14 protein-coding genes are annotated in these 15,375 nt (G+C 43.9%); 10 read left to right on the top strand and 4 right to left on the bottom strand.

All coding sequences use genetic code 11. The features are described 5' to 3' along the window. Positions 1 to 40 precede the first annotated feature (40 nt). The 5 genes from J4N40_RS03760 to J4N40_RS03740 all read left to right on the top strand — a co-directional run bounded on the left by J4N40_RS03760 (position 41) and on the right by J4N40_RS03740 (position 6,392). Positions 41 to 895, top strand: coding sequence for an MIP/aquaporin family protein (locus J4N40_RS03760; protein ID WP_250654374.1), 855 nt, complete (start codon positions 41 to 43; stop codon positions 893 to 895). Positions 896 to 954: 59 nt separating this feature from the next. Beyond that, on the top strand, positions 955 to 2,472 hold the full coding sequence (gene glpK / locus J4N40_RS03755) for a glycerol kinase GlpK (RefSeq protein ID WP_115386267.1): 1,518 nt from the start codon (positions 955 to 957) through the stop codon (positions 2,470 to 2,472). A gap of 159 nt (positions 2,473 to 2,631) precedes the next feature. Further along, positions 2,632 to 3,423 (top strand): DeoR/GlpR family transcriptional regulator, encoded by a 792-nt coding sequence (locus tag J4N40_RS03750; protein WP_005380192.1) that lies wholly within the window; start codon positions 2,632 to 2,634, stop codon positions 3,421 to 3,423. A gap of 176 nt (positions 3,424 to 3,599) precedes the next feature. Then, the gene (gene glpD / locus J4N40_RS03745) at positions 3,600 to 5,159 is read left to right on the top strand and encodes a glycerol-3-phosphate dehydrogenase (protein ID WP_017636005.1); all 1,560 of its coding nucleotides are present in this window, start codon (positions 3,600 to 3,602) and stop codon (positions 5,157 to 5,159) included. Between the two features lie 279 nt (positions 5,160 to 5,438). Beyond that, entirely contained in the window at positions 5,439 to 6,392 is a 954-nt protein-coding gene (locus tag J4N40_RS03740) for a CorA family divalent cation transporter (RefSeq protein WP_005380188.1), read from the top strand. Between the two features lie 73 nt (positions 6,393 to 6,465). On the opposite strand, the gene J4N40_RS03735 is transcribed toward J4N40_RS03740, so the two are convergent. After that, on the bottom strand, positions 6,466 to 7,650 hold the full coding sequence (locus J4N40_RS03735; RefSeq protein ID WP_115386268.1) for an NnrS family protein: 1,185 nt from the start codon (positions 7,648 to 7,650) through the stop codon (positions 6,466 to 6,468). Positions 7,651 to 7,832: 182 nt separating this feature from the next. Between J4N40_RS03735 and J4N40_RS03730 the strand changes: the two genes are divergently transcribed. After that, the gene (locus tag J4N40_RS03730) at positions 7,833 to 8,384 is read left to right on the top strand and encodes a gamma-glutamylcyclotransferase family protein (protein ID WP_042521366.1); all 552 of its coding nucleotides are present in this window, start codon (positions 7,833 to 7,835) and stop codon (positions 8,382 to 8,384) included. Positions 8,385 to 8,423: 39 nt separating this feature from the next. On the opposite strand, the gene J4N40_RS03725 is transcribed toward J4N40_RS03730, so the two are convergent. After that, complete coding sequence (locus J4N40_RS03725) at positions 8,424 to 9,011, bottom strand: outer membrane beta-barrel protein (protein ID WP_017636001.1); 588 nt, start codon at positions 9,009 to 9,011, stop codon at positions 8,424 to 8,426. Between the two features lie 427 nt (positions 9,012 to 9,438). Here J4N40_RS03725 and ebgR point away from each other — a divergent pair, with 427 nt between their 5' ends. Continuing rightward, entirely contained in the window at positions 9,439 to 10,425 is a 987-nt protein-coding gene (gene ebgR, locus J4N40_RS03720) for a transcriptional regulator EbgR (RefSeq protein ID WP_115386269.1), read from the top strand. A 169-nt stretch (positions 10,426 to 10,594) separates the two neighbouring features. Here the strand turns inward: ebgR and J4N40_RS03715 are convergent, their stop codons facing one another. Continuing rightward, positions 10,595 to 11,512 carry a LysR family transcriptional regulator gene (locus J4N40_RS03715; protein ID WP_021034022.1) on the bottom strand — a complete coding sequence of 306 codons (918 nt, stop codon included), beginning with the start codon at positions 11,510 to 11,512 and terminating at the stop codon, positions 10,595 to 10,597. Positions 11,513 to 11,624: 112 nt separating this feature from the next. Between J4N40_RS03715 and chrA the strand changes: the two genes are divergently transcribed. After that, complete coding sequence (chrA, locus tag J4N40_RS03710; RefSeq protein ID WP_017820434.1) at positions 11,625 to 12,764, top strand: chromate efflux transporter; 1,140 nt, start codon at positions 11,625 to 11,627, stop codon at positions 12,762 to 12,764. 123 nt (positions 12,765 to 12,887) lie between these two features. Here the strand turns inward: chrA and J4N40_RS03705 are convergent, their stop codons facing one another. After that, a complete protein-coding gene (locus J4N40_RS03705; RefSeq protein WP_005380169.1) occupies positions 12,888 to 13,532 on the bottom strand; it encodes a helix-turn-helix transcriptional regulator in 645 nt (214 codons plus the stop codon). 568 nt (positions 13,533 to 14,100) lie between these two features. On the opposite strand from J4N40_RS03705, the gene J4N40_RS03700 reads away from it, so the two are divergent. Both J4N40_RS03700 and J4N40_RS03695 read left to right on the top strand, forming a co-directional pair. Continuing rightward, a complete protein-coding gene (locus tag J4N40_RS03700; protein WP_005391691.1) occupies positions 14,101 to 15,030 on the top strand; it encodes a hypothetical protein in 930 nt (309 codons plus the stop codon). A gap of 20 nt (positions 15,031 to 15,050) precedes the next feature. Continuing rightward, on the top strand, positions 15,051 to 15,374 hold the full coding sequence (locus tag J4N40_RS03695) for a hypothetical protein (protein ID WP_005380167.1): 324 nt from the start codon (positions 15,051 to 15,053) through the stop codon (positions 15,372 to 15,374). Position 15,375 lies beyond the last annotated feature (1 nt).

Below are 15,375 nucleotides of genomic sequence, written 5' to 3'. Positions count from 1 at the left end.
ATCGTGCTAGACAGGCAAAAATGATCAAAGGACTTTTAACATGACAACGAACAAACACCCCTCTCTGCTTGGAGAATGTTTGGCCGAGTTTATCGGTACAGGACTACTTATTTTCTTCGGCGTAGGCTGTGTTGCAGCCTTAGTTCTAACAGGCGCATCATTTGGACAATGGGAAATCAGTATTGTATGGGGCTTCGGTGTCGCCATCGCTATTTACTGTACGGCTGGCGTCTCTGGTGCACACATCAACCCTGCCGTTACCATCGCACTTGCTATGTTCCATGGTTTTGATAAGGCGAAAGTGGTGCCATACATTATCGCTCAAATGCTTGGGGCATTCTGTTCTGCTGCATTGGTATACAGCTTATACAGCAACCTTTTCACCGACTACGAAATCGCTCATAACTTCGTTCGCAGCAGCCAAGATGCACTAGCAACTGCTGGTATCTTCTCAACCTATCCGCATGCCTCCCTCTCTTTCTTTGGTGCTTTTGCTGTGGAATTCGTTATCACTGCTGTGCTGATGTTTGCGATTCTGGCTCTGGGCGATGAAAATAACGGCGCGGTACGTGGCGCAATGAACCCTCTATTGATCGGTATTTTGATTGCCGTCATCGGTGGTTCACTTGGCCCACTAACAGGCTTTGCGATGAACCCTGCTCGTGACTTTGGACCGAAGCTGTTCGCTTACTTCGCAGGTTGGGATTACGCTCTGACAGGTGCTCAAGACATTCCTTACTTTATCGTGCCTTTACTTGCTCCGATTGCAGGTGCGTGTTTTGGTGGTTGGTTGTATCCAAAAGCGATTGCAGCTTACCTTCCACAACAAGGCCACGGTTGTACGATTCCAAACCAATGTGAGACGGAAGAAGAAACAGAAGAAGCTAGAGCTTAAAACTGACGTAACTCGAACATTTACTAAAATATAAATAACGAAACAAAAGGATTCTTACCATGACTGAGCAAAAATACATTGTTGCCCTAGACCAAGGTACAACAAGCTCTCGCGCAGTGATTCTTGATCATGATGCGAACATCGTAAGCGTCGCGCAACGCGAATTTACTCAGATTTATCCAGAAGCTGGTTGGGTTGAACATGATCCAATGGAGATCTGGGCAACACAAAGCTCTACCTTAGTAGAAGCTCTAGCTAAGTCTGGTATCCGTAGCGACCAATTAGCGGCTATCGGTATTACTAACCAGCGTGAAACGACCATCGTCTGGAATAAAGAAACAGGTAAACCCGTTTACAATGCGATCGTATGGCAATGTCGCCGTACTGCTGATATCTGTGAAGATTTAAAAGCACGCGGTCTCGAAAACTATGTACGTGACAACACTGGTTTGGTGCTTGACCCTTACTTCTCAGGTACCAAAGTTAAATGGATTCTGGACAATGTTGAAGGCGCACGAGAAGACGCAGAAGCAGGTAAGCTGTTGTTTGGTACTGTCGATACTTGGTTAGTTTGGAAGATGACTCAAGGTCGCGTTCACGTAACCGACTACACTAACGCATCGCGTACCATGCTGTTTAACATCAACGATCTATGTTGGGATCAAAAAATGTTAGATGAGCTTGGCATCCCAGCATCTATGATGCCAGAAGTGAAGCGCTCATCGGAAATTTACGGTAAAACCAACATCGGTGGTAAAGGCGGTACTCGTATTCCTATTTCTGGAATCGCAGGTGACCAACAAGCGGCGCTTTACGGCCAAATGTGTGTTGAAGCGGGTCAAGCGAAAAACACTTACGGTACGGGTTGTTTCTTGCTAATGAATACGGGCCAAGAAAAAGTCACTTCGACACATGGTCTTCTAACAACTTTGGCTTGTGGTCCTGCAGGCGAACCAGCTTATGCACTTGAAGGTGCCGTATTCATGGGTGGAGCTTCTATCCAATGGCTACGCGATGAATTGAAAATCCTAAACGGTGCAGAAGACTCTGAATACTTCGCGACAAAAGTGGATACATCAAACGGCGTTTATGTCGTGCCTGCATTTACTGGTTTAGGCGCTCCATACTGGGATGCCTACGCACGTGGCACGATTGTCGGCCTTACTCGCGGTGTGAATTCAAACCATATCATCCGTGCAACATTGGAAGGCATCGCTTATCAAACTCGTGACGTACTGGATGCGATGCAAGCTGACTCAGGCATTAAGCTTGCGAACCTTCGCGTCGATGGTGGTGCAGTAGCGAACAACTTCCTCATGCAATTCCAATCCGATGTATTGAACACAGAAGTACACCGCCCTCAAGTAACTGAGGTTACCGCTCTTGGTGCAGCCTACCTTGCCGGCCTTGCAGTTGGTTACTGGGATAACATTGATGAGTTGCAGAATAAAGCGGTACTTGATCGCACCTTTGAGCCACACGATGATGAAGAAAAACGCAATCGTCGTTACAAGGGCTGGAAACGTGCAGTGAAATGTGCACAAACCTGGTCTGAACTTCACGACGAAGAAGATTAATCTCATCTCCATAAGAAAAAAAGAGCGCCATTTGTGCGCTCTTTTTGCGCTTTATCCCCGATTCCTGAACTCGCTTACTTCTCACAACGAGCAAATTCGAGCACAATAGAGCTTCGAATTTGAAGCATTGGCCGTTACCAATGCACAAGGGAGTGGTAAGTGAAGCAAATACCTCGACACCAGCAGATTGTTGAGCTGGTGAAAAAACAAGGCTATGTCAGCACGGATGAGTTGGTAGAAAGATTCAATGTCAGCCCACAAACCATCCGACGCGATCTCAATGAACTCGCCGATGACAACAAAATTCGTCGTTATCACGGTGGAGCCACTATTCCTCTCAGTTCTGAAAACACATCTTACAACACGCGTAAAGCGCTCAACTTCAATGAAAAAGATGTCATTGCAGACGAGGTAGTCAAACACATTCCAGATGGTGCCACACTATTCATCGATATCGGCACCACACCAGAAGCAGTTGCGCGAGCGCTCAATAAAAATCATAAACAGTTGCGTGTTGTCACCAACAACATCAATGTTGCGACCATTCTTTTCCCTAACCCTGAAATCAAAGTCATCTTAGCGGGTGGAGAAGTCCGCAGCAGAGACGGCGGTATTGTTGGCGAGGCTACCCTCGATTTCGTTAAACAGTTCCGTCTCGACTTTGGTATTCTCGGCATTAGCGGTATCGACTTCGATGGCTCGCTATTAGACTTTGATTACCACGAAGTCCGGGTCAAACAAGCGATCATTGACAATAGCCGTAGTGTATTTCTTGCCGTAGACCACACCAAGTTCGGGCGCAATGCTATGGTGAAACTAGGCAATATTGCACAGCTCAACATGATCTTTACCAATAAGCAGCCACCAGAAGAAATCTTGTCAATTTTGAAGGAAGCTTCTATCCCACTTGAAGTGGTTGAAGCTAACGAATCAAACTCCGAAAACGAGTAACGTCAATCGTATAATTCCCCCTCAAATGACCTCTGTCTTAATTAGACAGAGGTTTTTTTGTGTCTAAATCACACAAAACGCTCACAAACGAAAATAATAGATGATCACAAACGAAACCTGAGCTAGGATTGCATTATGTTCTAAAATGCTCGTTCGCTCACCAAGAGGTCAAATTTATGAGTATACAAAATAATGCTTCCACTACTAGCTCATCCACTACCTTAGACTTGATCGTAATCGGTGGCGGCATTAACGGAGCTGGTATTGCAGCAGACGCAGCTGGCCGAGGTTTGAGTGTTGGCTTATACGAAGCAAATGACTTCGCATCTGCGACTTCTTCAGCAAGTTCTAAACTGATACACGGCGGTTTACGCTACCTTGAACACTACGAGTTTCGTTTAGTTTCGGAAGCGCTCGCAGAGCGTGAGGTTATTCTTCGTAAGGCACCACACGTCGCACTACCAATGCGTTTCCGTTTACCGCATCGCCCATTCCTACGCCCAGCTTGGATGATTCGTTGTGGCCTTTTCCTTTACGATAACTTGGGTAAACGTACGACGCTGCAAGGCAGTAAAACCGTCAACCTTGCGAAATCTGGCTTGCTAAAACCAGAAATGAAAACGGGTTTCGAATACTCTGACTGTTGGGTTGATGATGCACGTTTAGTATTACTGAACGTTCTTGCGGCTCGCGAAAACCATGCTGAAGTGCGTAACTACTGCCGCGTGGAAAAAGCACACCGTGAAGGTGGTATCTGGCATGTTACTATTCACGATGTGATGACAGACCAACGTTTCGAACGTAAAGCGAAAGCGTTAGTCAATGCTGCGGGGCCTTGGGTAAAACAGTTCTTTGATGATGGATTAGAGCAAGCCTCTCCTCGTAACATTCGCTTAATCAAAGGCTCGCACATCGTTGTTCCTCGTATCCACAACGAACCGCAAGCCTACATTCTTCAAAACAAAGACAATCGCATCGTATTTATGATTCCTTACTTAGATAAGTTCTCAATCATTGGTACAACAGATGTGGAATACAAAGGTGACCCACGTGAAGTGTCGATCTCAGATGACGAAGTCGATTACCTCATTGATATCGTAAACCAACACTTTGTCCACCAGTTGACTCGCGAAGATGTAGTTTGGACATACAGCGGTGTTCGTCCTTTATGTGACGATGAATCTGACTCTCCGCAAGCAATCACACGAGACTACACGCTAGAGCTCGATGCGGAATACGACCATGCACCTCTGCTTTCTGTTTTTGGTGGTAAGTTAACGACCTACCGTAAGTTAGGTGAAGCAGCAATGAAGAAACTTGCTCCGTTCCTACCTGAAATGGGTAAAGACTGGACGGCCAACCAAACCCTTCCTGGTGGTAACTTCAGCTGTAGTCGTGAACAATTAGCTAAGCAAATTCACGCTAAATACACTTGGGCGCCAGAAGCATTGATTCTTCGTTATGTCACACAGTTTGGTACCCAAACCTGGAACTTAATGGAAGGCACAACAAGTGAAGCTGACTTAGGACAAACGTTCTCGGCACAAGCAGGTGGTGTTTACCAACGTGAGATCGATTACTTAATGAACCATGAAATGGCAATGACCGATGAAGACATTTTATGGCGCCGTACTAAGCTTGGTCTTTACATGAACGAGGAAGAAAAACAGGCCTTAACGGACTATTTAAAGAAAAAGCTACAACAGAAAGTGGTTAATCTTTCTCAAGTTGGCTAACAGCTCCCCTCCCTCCTTCCCCCACAATAAAGCCTGCTTAGTTGCAGGCTTTTTGTTTTGTTGTTTAAGCACAACACCTTGGTGCGCTCCACTCGATTGCAAATAAGAACAACTATTCATAGACATTTGGCGTTAAATACAATCATACTCATTTGAAAAATAATGCATCAATGACTTCAGAGTACCGTACTCAGAGTATTGCCTCTGTATGGCAATGCAATTCTCGCGAAAGAAGTATCTTGAGGTTATTTTGGTATCGGCTCAAACAAGGAAAAGAAAATGGGTTTTATGATTGAACATTGGGACTTCTCAACCCCAGAAGCAACTCAACAATCCACCACGGCAGAGCAAATTCAAGCTAAGCATTGGTACCATTGCGAACGGCTGCATCCTGATATTCGTGGTTGGCTGGAGCAGAACCAAGTGCCTCGTGCAACGGTTGATCATCTATTAGCCGACGAAAGCCGACCATCTTTCCATCCTTTAGATGACGAGAACTTCATGTTGATTTTACGAGGCGTCAATATGAACGGCAATGCATCACCAGAAGATATGCTTAGTATTCGAATTCTCTACTTTCAAGGCGCACTCATTTCAACTCGTAAAATTCCATCACGCGCGATCATGGAGATTCGCCAAGCATTAGCGGAACACAAAGGCCCAAAAAGTCTTGCCAGTTTACTTCATCAGATCATTGAAGGATTAAACAGTAAAATAGACATTTACCTTGATACAATTGAAGAAACACTAAACCAGTTCGACGTGAATGATGAGTCGACGTACAAACATATGGCGACTCAAAAAGCACTGATTTCTATCAAGCGTTTTATTCGCCCTCAGCAGTACGCTATCCGTGATCTTGTGGAGTCAGAATCAGAATTGATTGCTTTGAGACCTCATCAATATCGCTTCGCACACAATAATATTACGCGCATAAATGAAACACTTGAGTTTTATCTTGGAGAAGTGGCGCTTTTCCAAGAAGAGATCAAACATCATCGTGATGAGAAAACCAATAAAAACAGTTACCTGTTTACTTTGGTAGCAACGATTTTTCTACCAACCAGCTTCTTAACAGGTTTACTCGGTATCAATGTTGGTGGAATGCCAGGCGTGGATTCCACCATGGCATTCACCTGGTTCTGCATCGCCTTAATTGTCATTTTTGGTCTAGAGTGGTGGCTATTTAAACGCTTGGGACTCACGAATAAAGCGGACGACGAAGACGAATAAACACTAAACCTATAAAGAACAAAAACCAAAAGAGGAGCACGCGGCTCCTCTTTTCTCTACTCACATTAGAATCTTATCCGGGGTGACCATCCACACGAGGGGTCACAAGCATCACACCAAAGCGCCACACAAATAGCCCAAACGCAACAATCCATAATCCGCCGCTGATATCAATCCACAGTATCATGTTCGCTGGATCAAAGATCACGGCGAAACTGCGAACCAAAGCTGCCGCGGTAATCGCTGCAAACGCAAGGCTCATGTTTGGCCCTTTGTAGATCATGCGACCAGTATGTCCCATCGTCACCCGTGTAATCATCGCTAAAATCAAACCGCCTAACGCACCTATCGCAAACAGGTGAATGAGGTTATGGCTGGCAAATGCATCTCCCCAGACGCCTCGCAAAATTAAGCTTAGTGGTAAACACAAATACGCAGCATGCAGCGACCACACTAAAGGCTCGCTCAGGGTTAACCAAGGTTTCCAGCGAACGAAACGCACCAACTGAGCAACACCTGCAAATAGCATCAAAGGACTACCTAGTTCTGCAAACGTCACAGGGAAAAAGCTCAGCACAAATAGCATTACCAATGGCAAGTTCGCGAACCACTCTAACCAAGCCAATGGTTGCGCTTTTTCGAAATTAAATCGACGCGCAGTAAAAAATGGAATCACACGTCCGCCCATCACTGACAACAGCAAGGTAAACCACCACAGCATTGCTTGCCACACCGCTGAAGAGCTAAACGGCGGCATACCTTTTATCGTTGCGTAGCTTGCAAAGTTCGCAAAGATGGCTAAAAGAAACAGTGGAACGAAAAACAAATTACGCCAACCTTTGGCTCGATACACACGAATGCCCACCTCATAGGCGACAAACAGTAAAAATACCGCTTCGATACTGCTGGTTAACCATAACGGTGCTTGTGTCCAAAGCAATATGCGGGGCACTAACCACAAGCCAAATAAAGCCAGAAGCATGTAATGCTTGGTACCATTAATGCCAGTCCAGTTTTGTACCGCGGTCAGTACAAAGCCAACTACAATGGCCATCGAAAAACCGAACAACATTTCATGTACGTGCCACCACAATGCAGGCACGGCTAATGCGTTTGGCTGTCCGCCTTGGAACATCCACACCCACAACGCAATCGCAACAATGGCGTAAATCGACCCAAACAGAAAAAACGGCCGAAAGCCTAATCGCAGCCATGCGGGGATTTTTTCTTCTACTTTTTTATCGGTGATATTCAGCATTATCTTGCCCTCAAGCGTCTCTCGATGCTGGTTAACTCAACTACATATTGATGCTACCATAAACATGTATAAAAAATACATGTTTATAATTAAGATTATACTTAAGAGGTAAAGTTGTGCTTCAGATGCGGGTTAGGTATAAACATGAGAGGCACAACTATCAGTTAAGGGATGCAACGACAATGTACATATTTGGCTATGGCAGTTTGATTAATTCTGCGTCACGTAAATTAACCGGACAAACGGGAGAAGCCATTCCCGTCATAGCACATGGGTTGGTTCGCTACTGGGGGAAGATTGACGACAGCTACAGCCTCTCTCCATTAGTGGTGAACCAAGGCGATGGACAGGTTAATGGCGTTTTACTCGAAGTGAATAAAGAAGCGCTCGCAGAATTCGACCGCCGTGAGCGAGGTTATCATCGTATTCAACTTCAGCCAGATCAAATCGAAACAGATGCGAGTTTTAACCAAGAACATGACATTTGGGTTTACGTAAAAGACGAGCCACTACCACCATGCGCAAAGAGCCCAATCATGCAAAGTTATGTTGATACCGTGCTGGCAGGTTGCTTGGAAGTTTCCCACGCGTTTGCAGAGCATTTTGTGCGTCACACCATTGGCTGGCAACACGCGAAAGAAAATGACCGCCATCAACCCAAATATGGCAACCTTGCAGGCGTACAAGATCACCATTATGAGTTGATTGATAATCTGATCAAAAAAGGAGCTTAACGGCTCCTTTTTAGTATCTATATTTTTGCTTACACGATCTTAAAACTTGTAATCAACACCAACGTACAGGCTGTCAAAATCAAAATCTTCGCTGCCACCGTTTTCGGCATCAATACTTACCGAAGAAGCACGGTAGCCACCAGATACAACCAAACCTGAAGCGAACTCATAACCAGCCTCAACACCGTAGTTAAAGCCTACATCACGACCATCATCGGTAACAGTGCTAGATGATTTCACTTCATAAGAAACACTCATTACACCAAGGCCAGCAATCGCACCAACATAGAAGCCTGTACCTGCAAATTGGTATTTAGGCTTCGCATTGAAATTGAACGCAGAAGCATCAACACTAAATTTAACCGGCCACCCCATGTAAGAAAATGTTTCTTCAAAGTCGCCAAAGTATATGTACTCACCTTCAAAAGCTAGTTTGAAGTTTTCTGAATATTGCAGCTCTTTACCTACAGCAAGGCTAAGACCTGTCGCAGAAAAATCTTTTGACAAGCTTTTAACTTTAAGATCTGAATTTACCAAATCAGCACCAACATACCAGTTACCTTTTGCTTGAACTGATGCTGAAGCAACCACTGCACCTAAAGCCAATAATGGCAATACTTTTTTCATTATAATTTCCTAATTTTTCATACTGTTAGACAGCTTTTAAAAGCGCGGTGATTATAAATAGAGTTGAATACTTTCCTATTGATTTATTTATAAAATGAGACACAAAACATAAACATGAACAATAAAACGTTTGCTTGTTTAAACTCTAAACAGCTCGACTTCTATTAAGTACTAGAGTTACCACAAGTAGCAAGTCTCCAAACCAGTCGCGTTTTTCAGTATTTTTACAGCAATATAATCCTTACGTTTACGGCTTTATTTATTACTCAATAGAGTCTATTTCATGAAAACAAGTTGGCTTGATATGATGATTTAAAGTGTTTAGGACTGTCTTACTAAAGGTTTGTGCATCTCTAAGTAGCTGTTTAAAATAGTCAGATTATTGAGCTCACACTTGGGCAGTGAGCAGTGCCGACGGGAAATTTACATGGCAAAGCTAAAAGATATCGCCATTGAAGCGGGCGTCTCACTTGCAACCGTATCGCGGGTTTTGAACAACGACCCAACGTTGAGCGTTAAAGAAGAAACCAAATACCGCATTTTGGAAATTGCAGAAAAACTGGAGTACCGCACCAGTAGCTCGAAGAAAGGCATCAAAGAAGCTAAGCAAAAACATCACTTTTTAGCCTTATATAACTACAAACAAGAAACAGAGGTGAATGACCCTTACTACTTATCAATTCGTCATGGGATTGAAACGCAATGCGACAATTTAGGTATTACGCTAACCAATTGCTATAACAGTGAAATTGATGTTGAAACGAAAAAGATAACAGGTGTCCTTTTAGTCGGAAATGTCGACCAAAAGGTAGTAGATAAATTACCTAAACGTCTAGCCGATAGCATCTGCTACATAAACTTTTCAGATCCAACCTGCCCTTATGATTGCGTTGATGTCGACCTTATTCGAATCAGTAGGCAAGTGGTTGATTTCTTTGTACAACGAGGCTACCGCCGCATCGGTTATATTGGCGGTCAAAACAAGCCCGACGCAGCTGACACTCGTGAAAATGTGTTTTTGGACTATGGCTATCTAAAAGGCGTGGTCGCAGAACAAGATATACACTATTGTGCCTGCTCTAGTTTGTCCGGTTATAACTTAGCGAAAGAGATGCTAGCCAAAGGTGACTTCCCGAAAGCAGTATTCATTGATTCAGACTCCATCGCGATTGGCATAGTACGTGCAATCCATGAATTTGGCTTAAAGATACCAGAGGATATTACGCTGATTAGTATGAATGATATTCCTACTGCTCGCTTTACCTTTCCGCCGTTGTCTACAATTCGTATTCACTCTGAGTTGATGGGAACTCAGGGAGTGAACTTACTAGTGGAAAAATACCGAGATGGACGCTTACTCCCTCTTCATGTATACGTTCAAACAGAGCTTAAACTACGTGGTACAACTCAATGATACCTTTTCCATTAATCCCTTTTATGAATTAAATCTGGAACATCCCCCCTAACCCAAGATATTCATTTTGCACAATCAGTACTGTTTCGGCGTAACGCCGATAACTCAGCGGGTAGTAAGAAGTTCAACAACAAATCACTCTAAGCACCATGAGTGCCCCAAATGTTTATCATTTAGAGGTGATGGTCGAAGAAACCAACTCGCGTAGCCAAATGCCTTTGTCTTCATTGTTTCGGCTGGAATGCCACAGCATGGCAATATCAAAATCCGCAACGGCGATCGGCGGCTTAACAGTAATGAGATCGTCCGAAAAGCCCTCCGCCAACGCCATTTTTTCTGGCACGATGGCAATGAGATCGCGCTTTTTCAATAGATGCCGAATAGTGAGAAAGTTGCGCGACGCCACGGTGACTTTGCGGCTCAAGCCATGTTCTGCGAGCTTTTGGTCTACTTGTGTCTTTAAGCTCCCATCGGGACTTACCAGAGCTTGCTCGATGTTCGCGAACGCTTCCAGAGACAGCTGTGTTTCCCCTTTCAACACCTGTTTATCACACATGCATACGTGTTTTTCGGTGTACAAGTACAAGCTCTCAAAGTTGTCATCCAACACCGGCATGCTGCCAATAATGACATCGAGCTTTTCGTGCTCAGTTAATGCCACGTAGTTGCTACGATTGACGTTAATAAAACTGATCTGCGCCTCTGGGGCGCGCTGGCGTATTTCGTCATAAAGCCGAGGAGCAAAGATAAACTCGGCATAATCCGTTAACCCGATGCGACATACACCCGCGTAATTTTCAGGTTGGAAGGCAGACTTAGTGAGCAAGTCTTTGGCGATAGAATCCAACAAGTGATGCACAGTTGGCGCGATGTGGTGAGCGTGCTCGGTGGGCTCCATATTGTGCCCTTTTCGCTCAAAAAGCGGGTCGTCAAACAACAACCTTAAACGAGACAAACTATGACTCATCGCCGACTGGCTAACGTAACTTTTCTCTGCCGCGACGCTAACGCTTCGATAGCGATACAAGTAGGAAAACGTCACCAATAAGTTCAAGTCAATGTTGCGCCACTGAATGTCCTCTTTCACTCCAACATCCTCATCCCATTTCATTCATAGATGAAATTAAAATCATCAATTTGAGTCATTTTAGAGCATTCGATAAATTAGCAACAATGCTTTTTAGATAAACAGGCTCGACATGTTCACCATATTCAAAACTTTTTTCTGGCTGGGTTGGTTCAGCTTCGGCGGCCCGGCGGCTCATATTGGTTATTTTCGCCAAACCTTTGTTGAGAAACTGAAATGGCTTGATGACAGCGAGTACGCGCAAATTGTCGCACTCAGTCAGTTTTTGCCGGGACCGGGCTCAAGCCAAGTTGGCTTTGCTTTAGGTTATAAACGCGGCGGTTTAGGTGGCGCATGCGCAGCATTTGTCGGATTCACTCTTCCTTCGGTGATCATCATGTTGGCGCTGGCGATGGTGAGCAGCCAAATCACCGACACCGCAGTGTTCCAAAACATCGTTCACGGCCTAAAACTGCTCGCAGTCGTCGTCGTGGCGGATGCGACTTGGGGCATGTACAAAAACTTCTGCCAAAGTAAACTGACCGCGGGTTTGTGCGTCGCGACTGCGATTGCGTTGCTGGTGGCACCAAGCATCATGACGCAAATGTTCGTGTTGATCGCAGCAGGTTTTGTCGGTACGCGATATCTGAAGAAAGACTCCGCGTCATCAGCCGAGCCGTTTAAACCGTCTATCGCGCCATTGGCTCTATTTGCGGTGCTTTTACTCGGCTTACCATTAGTGGCTCATACGTTACCTTTGCTTGGGCTGTTTAGTGATTTTTTCCAAGCTGGTAGTTTAGTGTTTGGTGGCGGTCATGTGGTGCTGCCGCTTCTGCAAAACATTGTTGGCGACCAGCTCAGCCAAGATGCATTTTTAACAGGCTACGCCGCTGCACAAGCTGTACCGGGGCCAATGTTCACCTTTGCGACTTTTATCGGTTATGAGCTTTCGGATACGCCAATTTTAGGCGCTCTGATCGCAACGCTTGGCGTATTCCTCCCAGGGTTTCTTTTACTGCTTGGCGTTCTTAAAAACTGGCAAGCACTGGCAGGCAAACCGCTGGTCTCCGGCGCCATCAACGGTGTAAATGCCTCGGTAGTAGGGTTGCTACTCGCGGCACTTTACCAGCCAGTATTTAGCAGCGCAGTTGTTGCTCCCATCGACATGGCGTTAGTGATTGCGGGTTTCTATCTACACAAAAAGCTCAACCTTTCGGTACTATGGATGATCGTGTTTTTTGTGGCAGCAGGCCTTGTCACGGGCATGATGTAGCCTGCTGATACGCCAACTATTGAATCTAGATAAACCACGGGCACTCAAATACGAGTGCCCTTGCTTAGATTAGATAGTGAAAACGGAACAGACCCCGATAAAAAGAGCATCACAAATTATGACTTAACTTCTCTCGGTTAAGCCATTGTTCATTCTTACCAACTTAACTGCATCATGACGAGAATGGACATCGAGTTTTTTGTACAACTTGTATATATGGCTTTTCACTGTACTTTCAGATAAAAAAAGTCTTGAAGCAATTTGTTGATTTGAAATGCCGTACACAAGTAGCTCTAGAATCTGTTTTTCTCTGCATGTTAACTCATCATGCTGCTGTTCTTCGGACAAATTTGCATGCCGATAATTGAGGACTAACTTCTCTAGGTACATTCTTGGTAGCCACAACCCACCTTTCAGTACGTATTCCGCGCCATCACATATATGTGTCACTGATGCACTTCGGAGCAAAATTCCTTTTAACAACTTCCAATGCAGTAAGTCCGTTTGTACTTTTTCACAAGGGACGTTGTGAAGCATAAAGGACCACCCAAATAGATCAAAATCTGGTAACTTTCCTTGTACTTCAAGCTGACGCATAAAATCGTAATCAATAAACATCAAATCGATACTGAGTGAGTGACTTCTGAACACCACTTCATCTGGTTGCATTATCTTTACATCGACATCATGAATGGAAGACAGCTGTTTTTTTATTAAGTTACTTTGTAAATTACTCTCAGCTAGCAGTATCAAGTGCTTCTTTTCCATAGTCCCACCACATTAACTTACCTGTTTCACCAACCCCCGTTAGAAAATTAATTGGGGATAGCAAAGAGAATTTATCTTCATTTTAAGTAGAAAATATAGCACTTCAGAATGATATCGCATTGCTTTTCAGCACCGAAAAAGACTTAAAAAGTATGAACCTGTTGTGTTTTTATCCATACTTTTCAACCTGTGTTAGCATAAGGATATGATTTATAATATTAAATAATAAAGATAATAATTGGATAAAATACCATTTATAAAAAATGGATGACTGCTCCGCTCAGTGCAATAGAACGAATTACTTCTTTATATTGGCTTCATTTCATACTTGATGAGTACTTAAAGTAAATACAAAAAATAACATTATGATTATGTTATTTTTTTCTTTAACACCTTAAAGAGACGCACCTAAATACTCCCTTCCAGCCTGAATCATTCTCAATAATGAGAACAGCTTTCACTGATCCTTTCTTATAATTTCATCGCTTCCCACAACATTTGAAGGAAGCAGCAAGAAGTTAAGTGCAGTCATTTTTAATCAGGAATAACAGGAAATGGAGTAATCGTTATGACTCTAAACAAAACAGGGCTTGCTTTAGCAATGTCAGCAATTTTATTTAGTGGCTCTCTAATCGCGAATGAGATCGATGATGGAGACGACAACATGCAATGGACTGACAGCGCTAATACCGATATCGGTTTATCTGGCAGCTTCAATGATAACAGTGACAATAGCGCATCTCTCGGTGTTGGTGATAGCTTCAACGACAACAGCGATAATAGTGCGTCACTAGGTATTGGTCATAGCTTCAACGACAACAGCGACACTGACAACAGTGCAACTCTTGGTGTTGATGACAGCTTTAATAACAACAGCGACAACTCAAACTCGAGCACTAACACAGCTCAAAGCCACAACGACAATAGTACGTCTAACGCTAACGACAACAGTACCAGTGCTGATCTTGATGTGAGCCTAAATAGTGATAGTAGTGATTCAAGTACTAACACAAATAGAAGCCACAACGACAACAGCGACTCTAGTACTACTGTAAGACGTAGCAACAACGACAACAGTGACTCTAGTATCAACAGTAGCTTTAACGATAACAGCGATAATCGTAATCAAAGCGACAACCGTAACCAGAGTGATAACCGTAGCTACGCTGATTCAAGCACAACAAACTCGAACAGCTTTAACGACAATAGTAACTATCAAAGTGACTCGAGCTCAACAAATGTTGATAGCTTCAATCAAGTCCATATGGATACAGATATGGTTGTTGCGAGCTCAAGCCTAATGGGTGGTGTTACAGGTGCATCAGTTATTTATGCAACTAACGCGGATGATACTCGAGTTCGAGTTGAAAACATGAACACCCTTGGTGGTCTTGGTGGTGCAGCTGGTATTACTACCGTTGGTCAGAATGCTGGTTCAAATTCACTTGTACAACAATCTGTTACAACTAATGCAAGTGTGTTTACTGGGGGTGAGTAACCGACTAGTAGGAGAAAGCGATGCGTTTGGCAATCTGTACTTTGAGTATGATAGTTGCCTGCACTGCACTCGCTGATGACATTGCATTATCTGGCGGAGAAGTTAGCTTGGATATCATGAATGAATCAAGAGGTGGACAAAATGTTGAACTCGACTTGGTTTATGCAGAATCAGATATCAATGGTATTTCGTCAGATAATGTCGCGTCAAACACCGTGAGTGGTAACAATATACTATCAAGTGGAGCGTTCGCAGACAGTTCTGGTATATCCAACGTAATTCAGAACAGCGGAAACAACGTTTTAATCCAGAACTCTACCGTCGTTAACCTGACACTCAAGTAAA

This window comes from Vibrio sp. SCSIO 43097, assembly GCF_023650755.1.
Taxonomy (GTDB): domain Bacteria; phylum Pseudomonadota; class Gammaproteobacteria; order Enterobacterales; family Vibrionaceae; genus Vibrio; species Vibrio alginolyticus.
This window is presented reverse-complemented; position numbering and strand designations above follow the sequence as displayed.

Excerpts from the sequence above, each read along its gene's own strand:
- J4N40_RS03725 (WP_017636001.1), bottom strand. The coding sequence starts at position 9,011 with ATGAAAAAAGTATTGCCATTATTGGCTTTAGGTGCAGTGGTTGCTTCA.
- glpK (WP_115386267.1), top strand. The coding sequence starts at position 955 with ATGACTGAGCAAAAATACATTGTTGCCCTAGACCAAGGTACAACAAGC.
- J4N40_RS03735 (WP_115386268.1), bottom strand. The coding sequence starts at position 7,650 with ATGCTGAATATCACCGATAAAAAAGTAGAAGAAAAAATCCCCGCATGG.
- J4N40_RS03760 (WP_250654374.1), top strand. The coding sequence starts at position 41 with ATGACAACGAACAAACACCCCTCTCTGCTTGGAGAATGTTTGGCCGAG.
- J4N40_RS03730 (WP_042521366.1), top strand. The coding sequence starts at position 7,833 with ATGTACATATTTGGCTATGGCAGTTTGATTAATTCTGCGTCACGTAAA.
- chrA (WP_017820434.1), top strand. The coding sequence starts at position 11,625 with ATGTTCACCATATTCAAAACTTTTTTCTGGCTGGGTTGGTTCAGCTTC.
- ebgR (WP_115386269.1), top strand. The coding sequence starts at position 9,439 with ATGGCAAAGCTAAAAGATATCGCCATTGAAGCGGGCGTCTCACTTGCA.
- J4N40_RS03740 (WP_005380188.1), top strand. The coding sequence starts at position 5,439 with ATGGGTTTTATGATTGAACATTGGGACTTCTCAACCCCAGAAGCAACT.
- J4N40_RS03705 (WP_005380169.1), bottom strand. The coding sequence starts at position 13,532 with ATGGAAAAGAAGCACTTGATACTGCTAGCTGAGAGTAATTTACAAAGT.
- glpD (WP_017636005.1), top strand. The coding sequence starts at position 3,600 with ATGAGTATACAAAATAATGCTTCCACTACTAGCTCATCCACTACCTTA.
- J4N40_RS03695 (WP_005380167.1), top strand. The coding sequence starts at position 15,051 with ATGCGTTTGGCAATCTGTACTTTGAGTATGATAGTTGCCTGCACTGCA.
- J4N40_RS03700 (WP_005391691.1), top strand. The coding sequence starts at position 14,101 with ATGACTCTAAACAAAACAGGGCTTGCTTTAGCAATGTCAGCAATTTTA.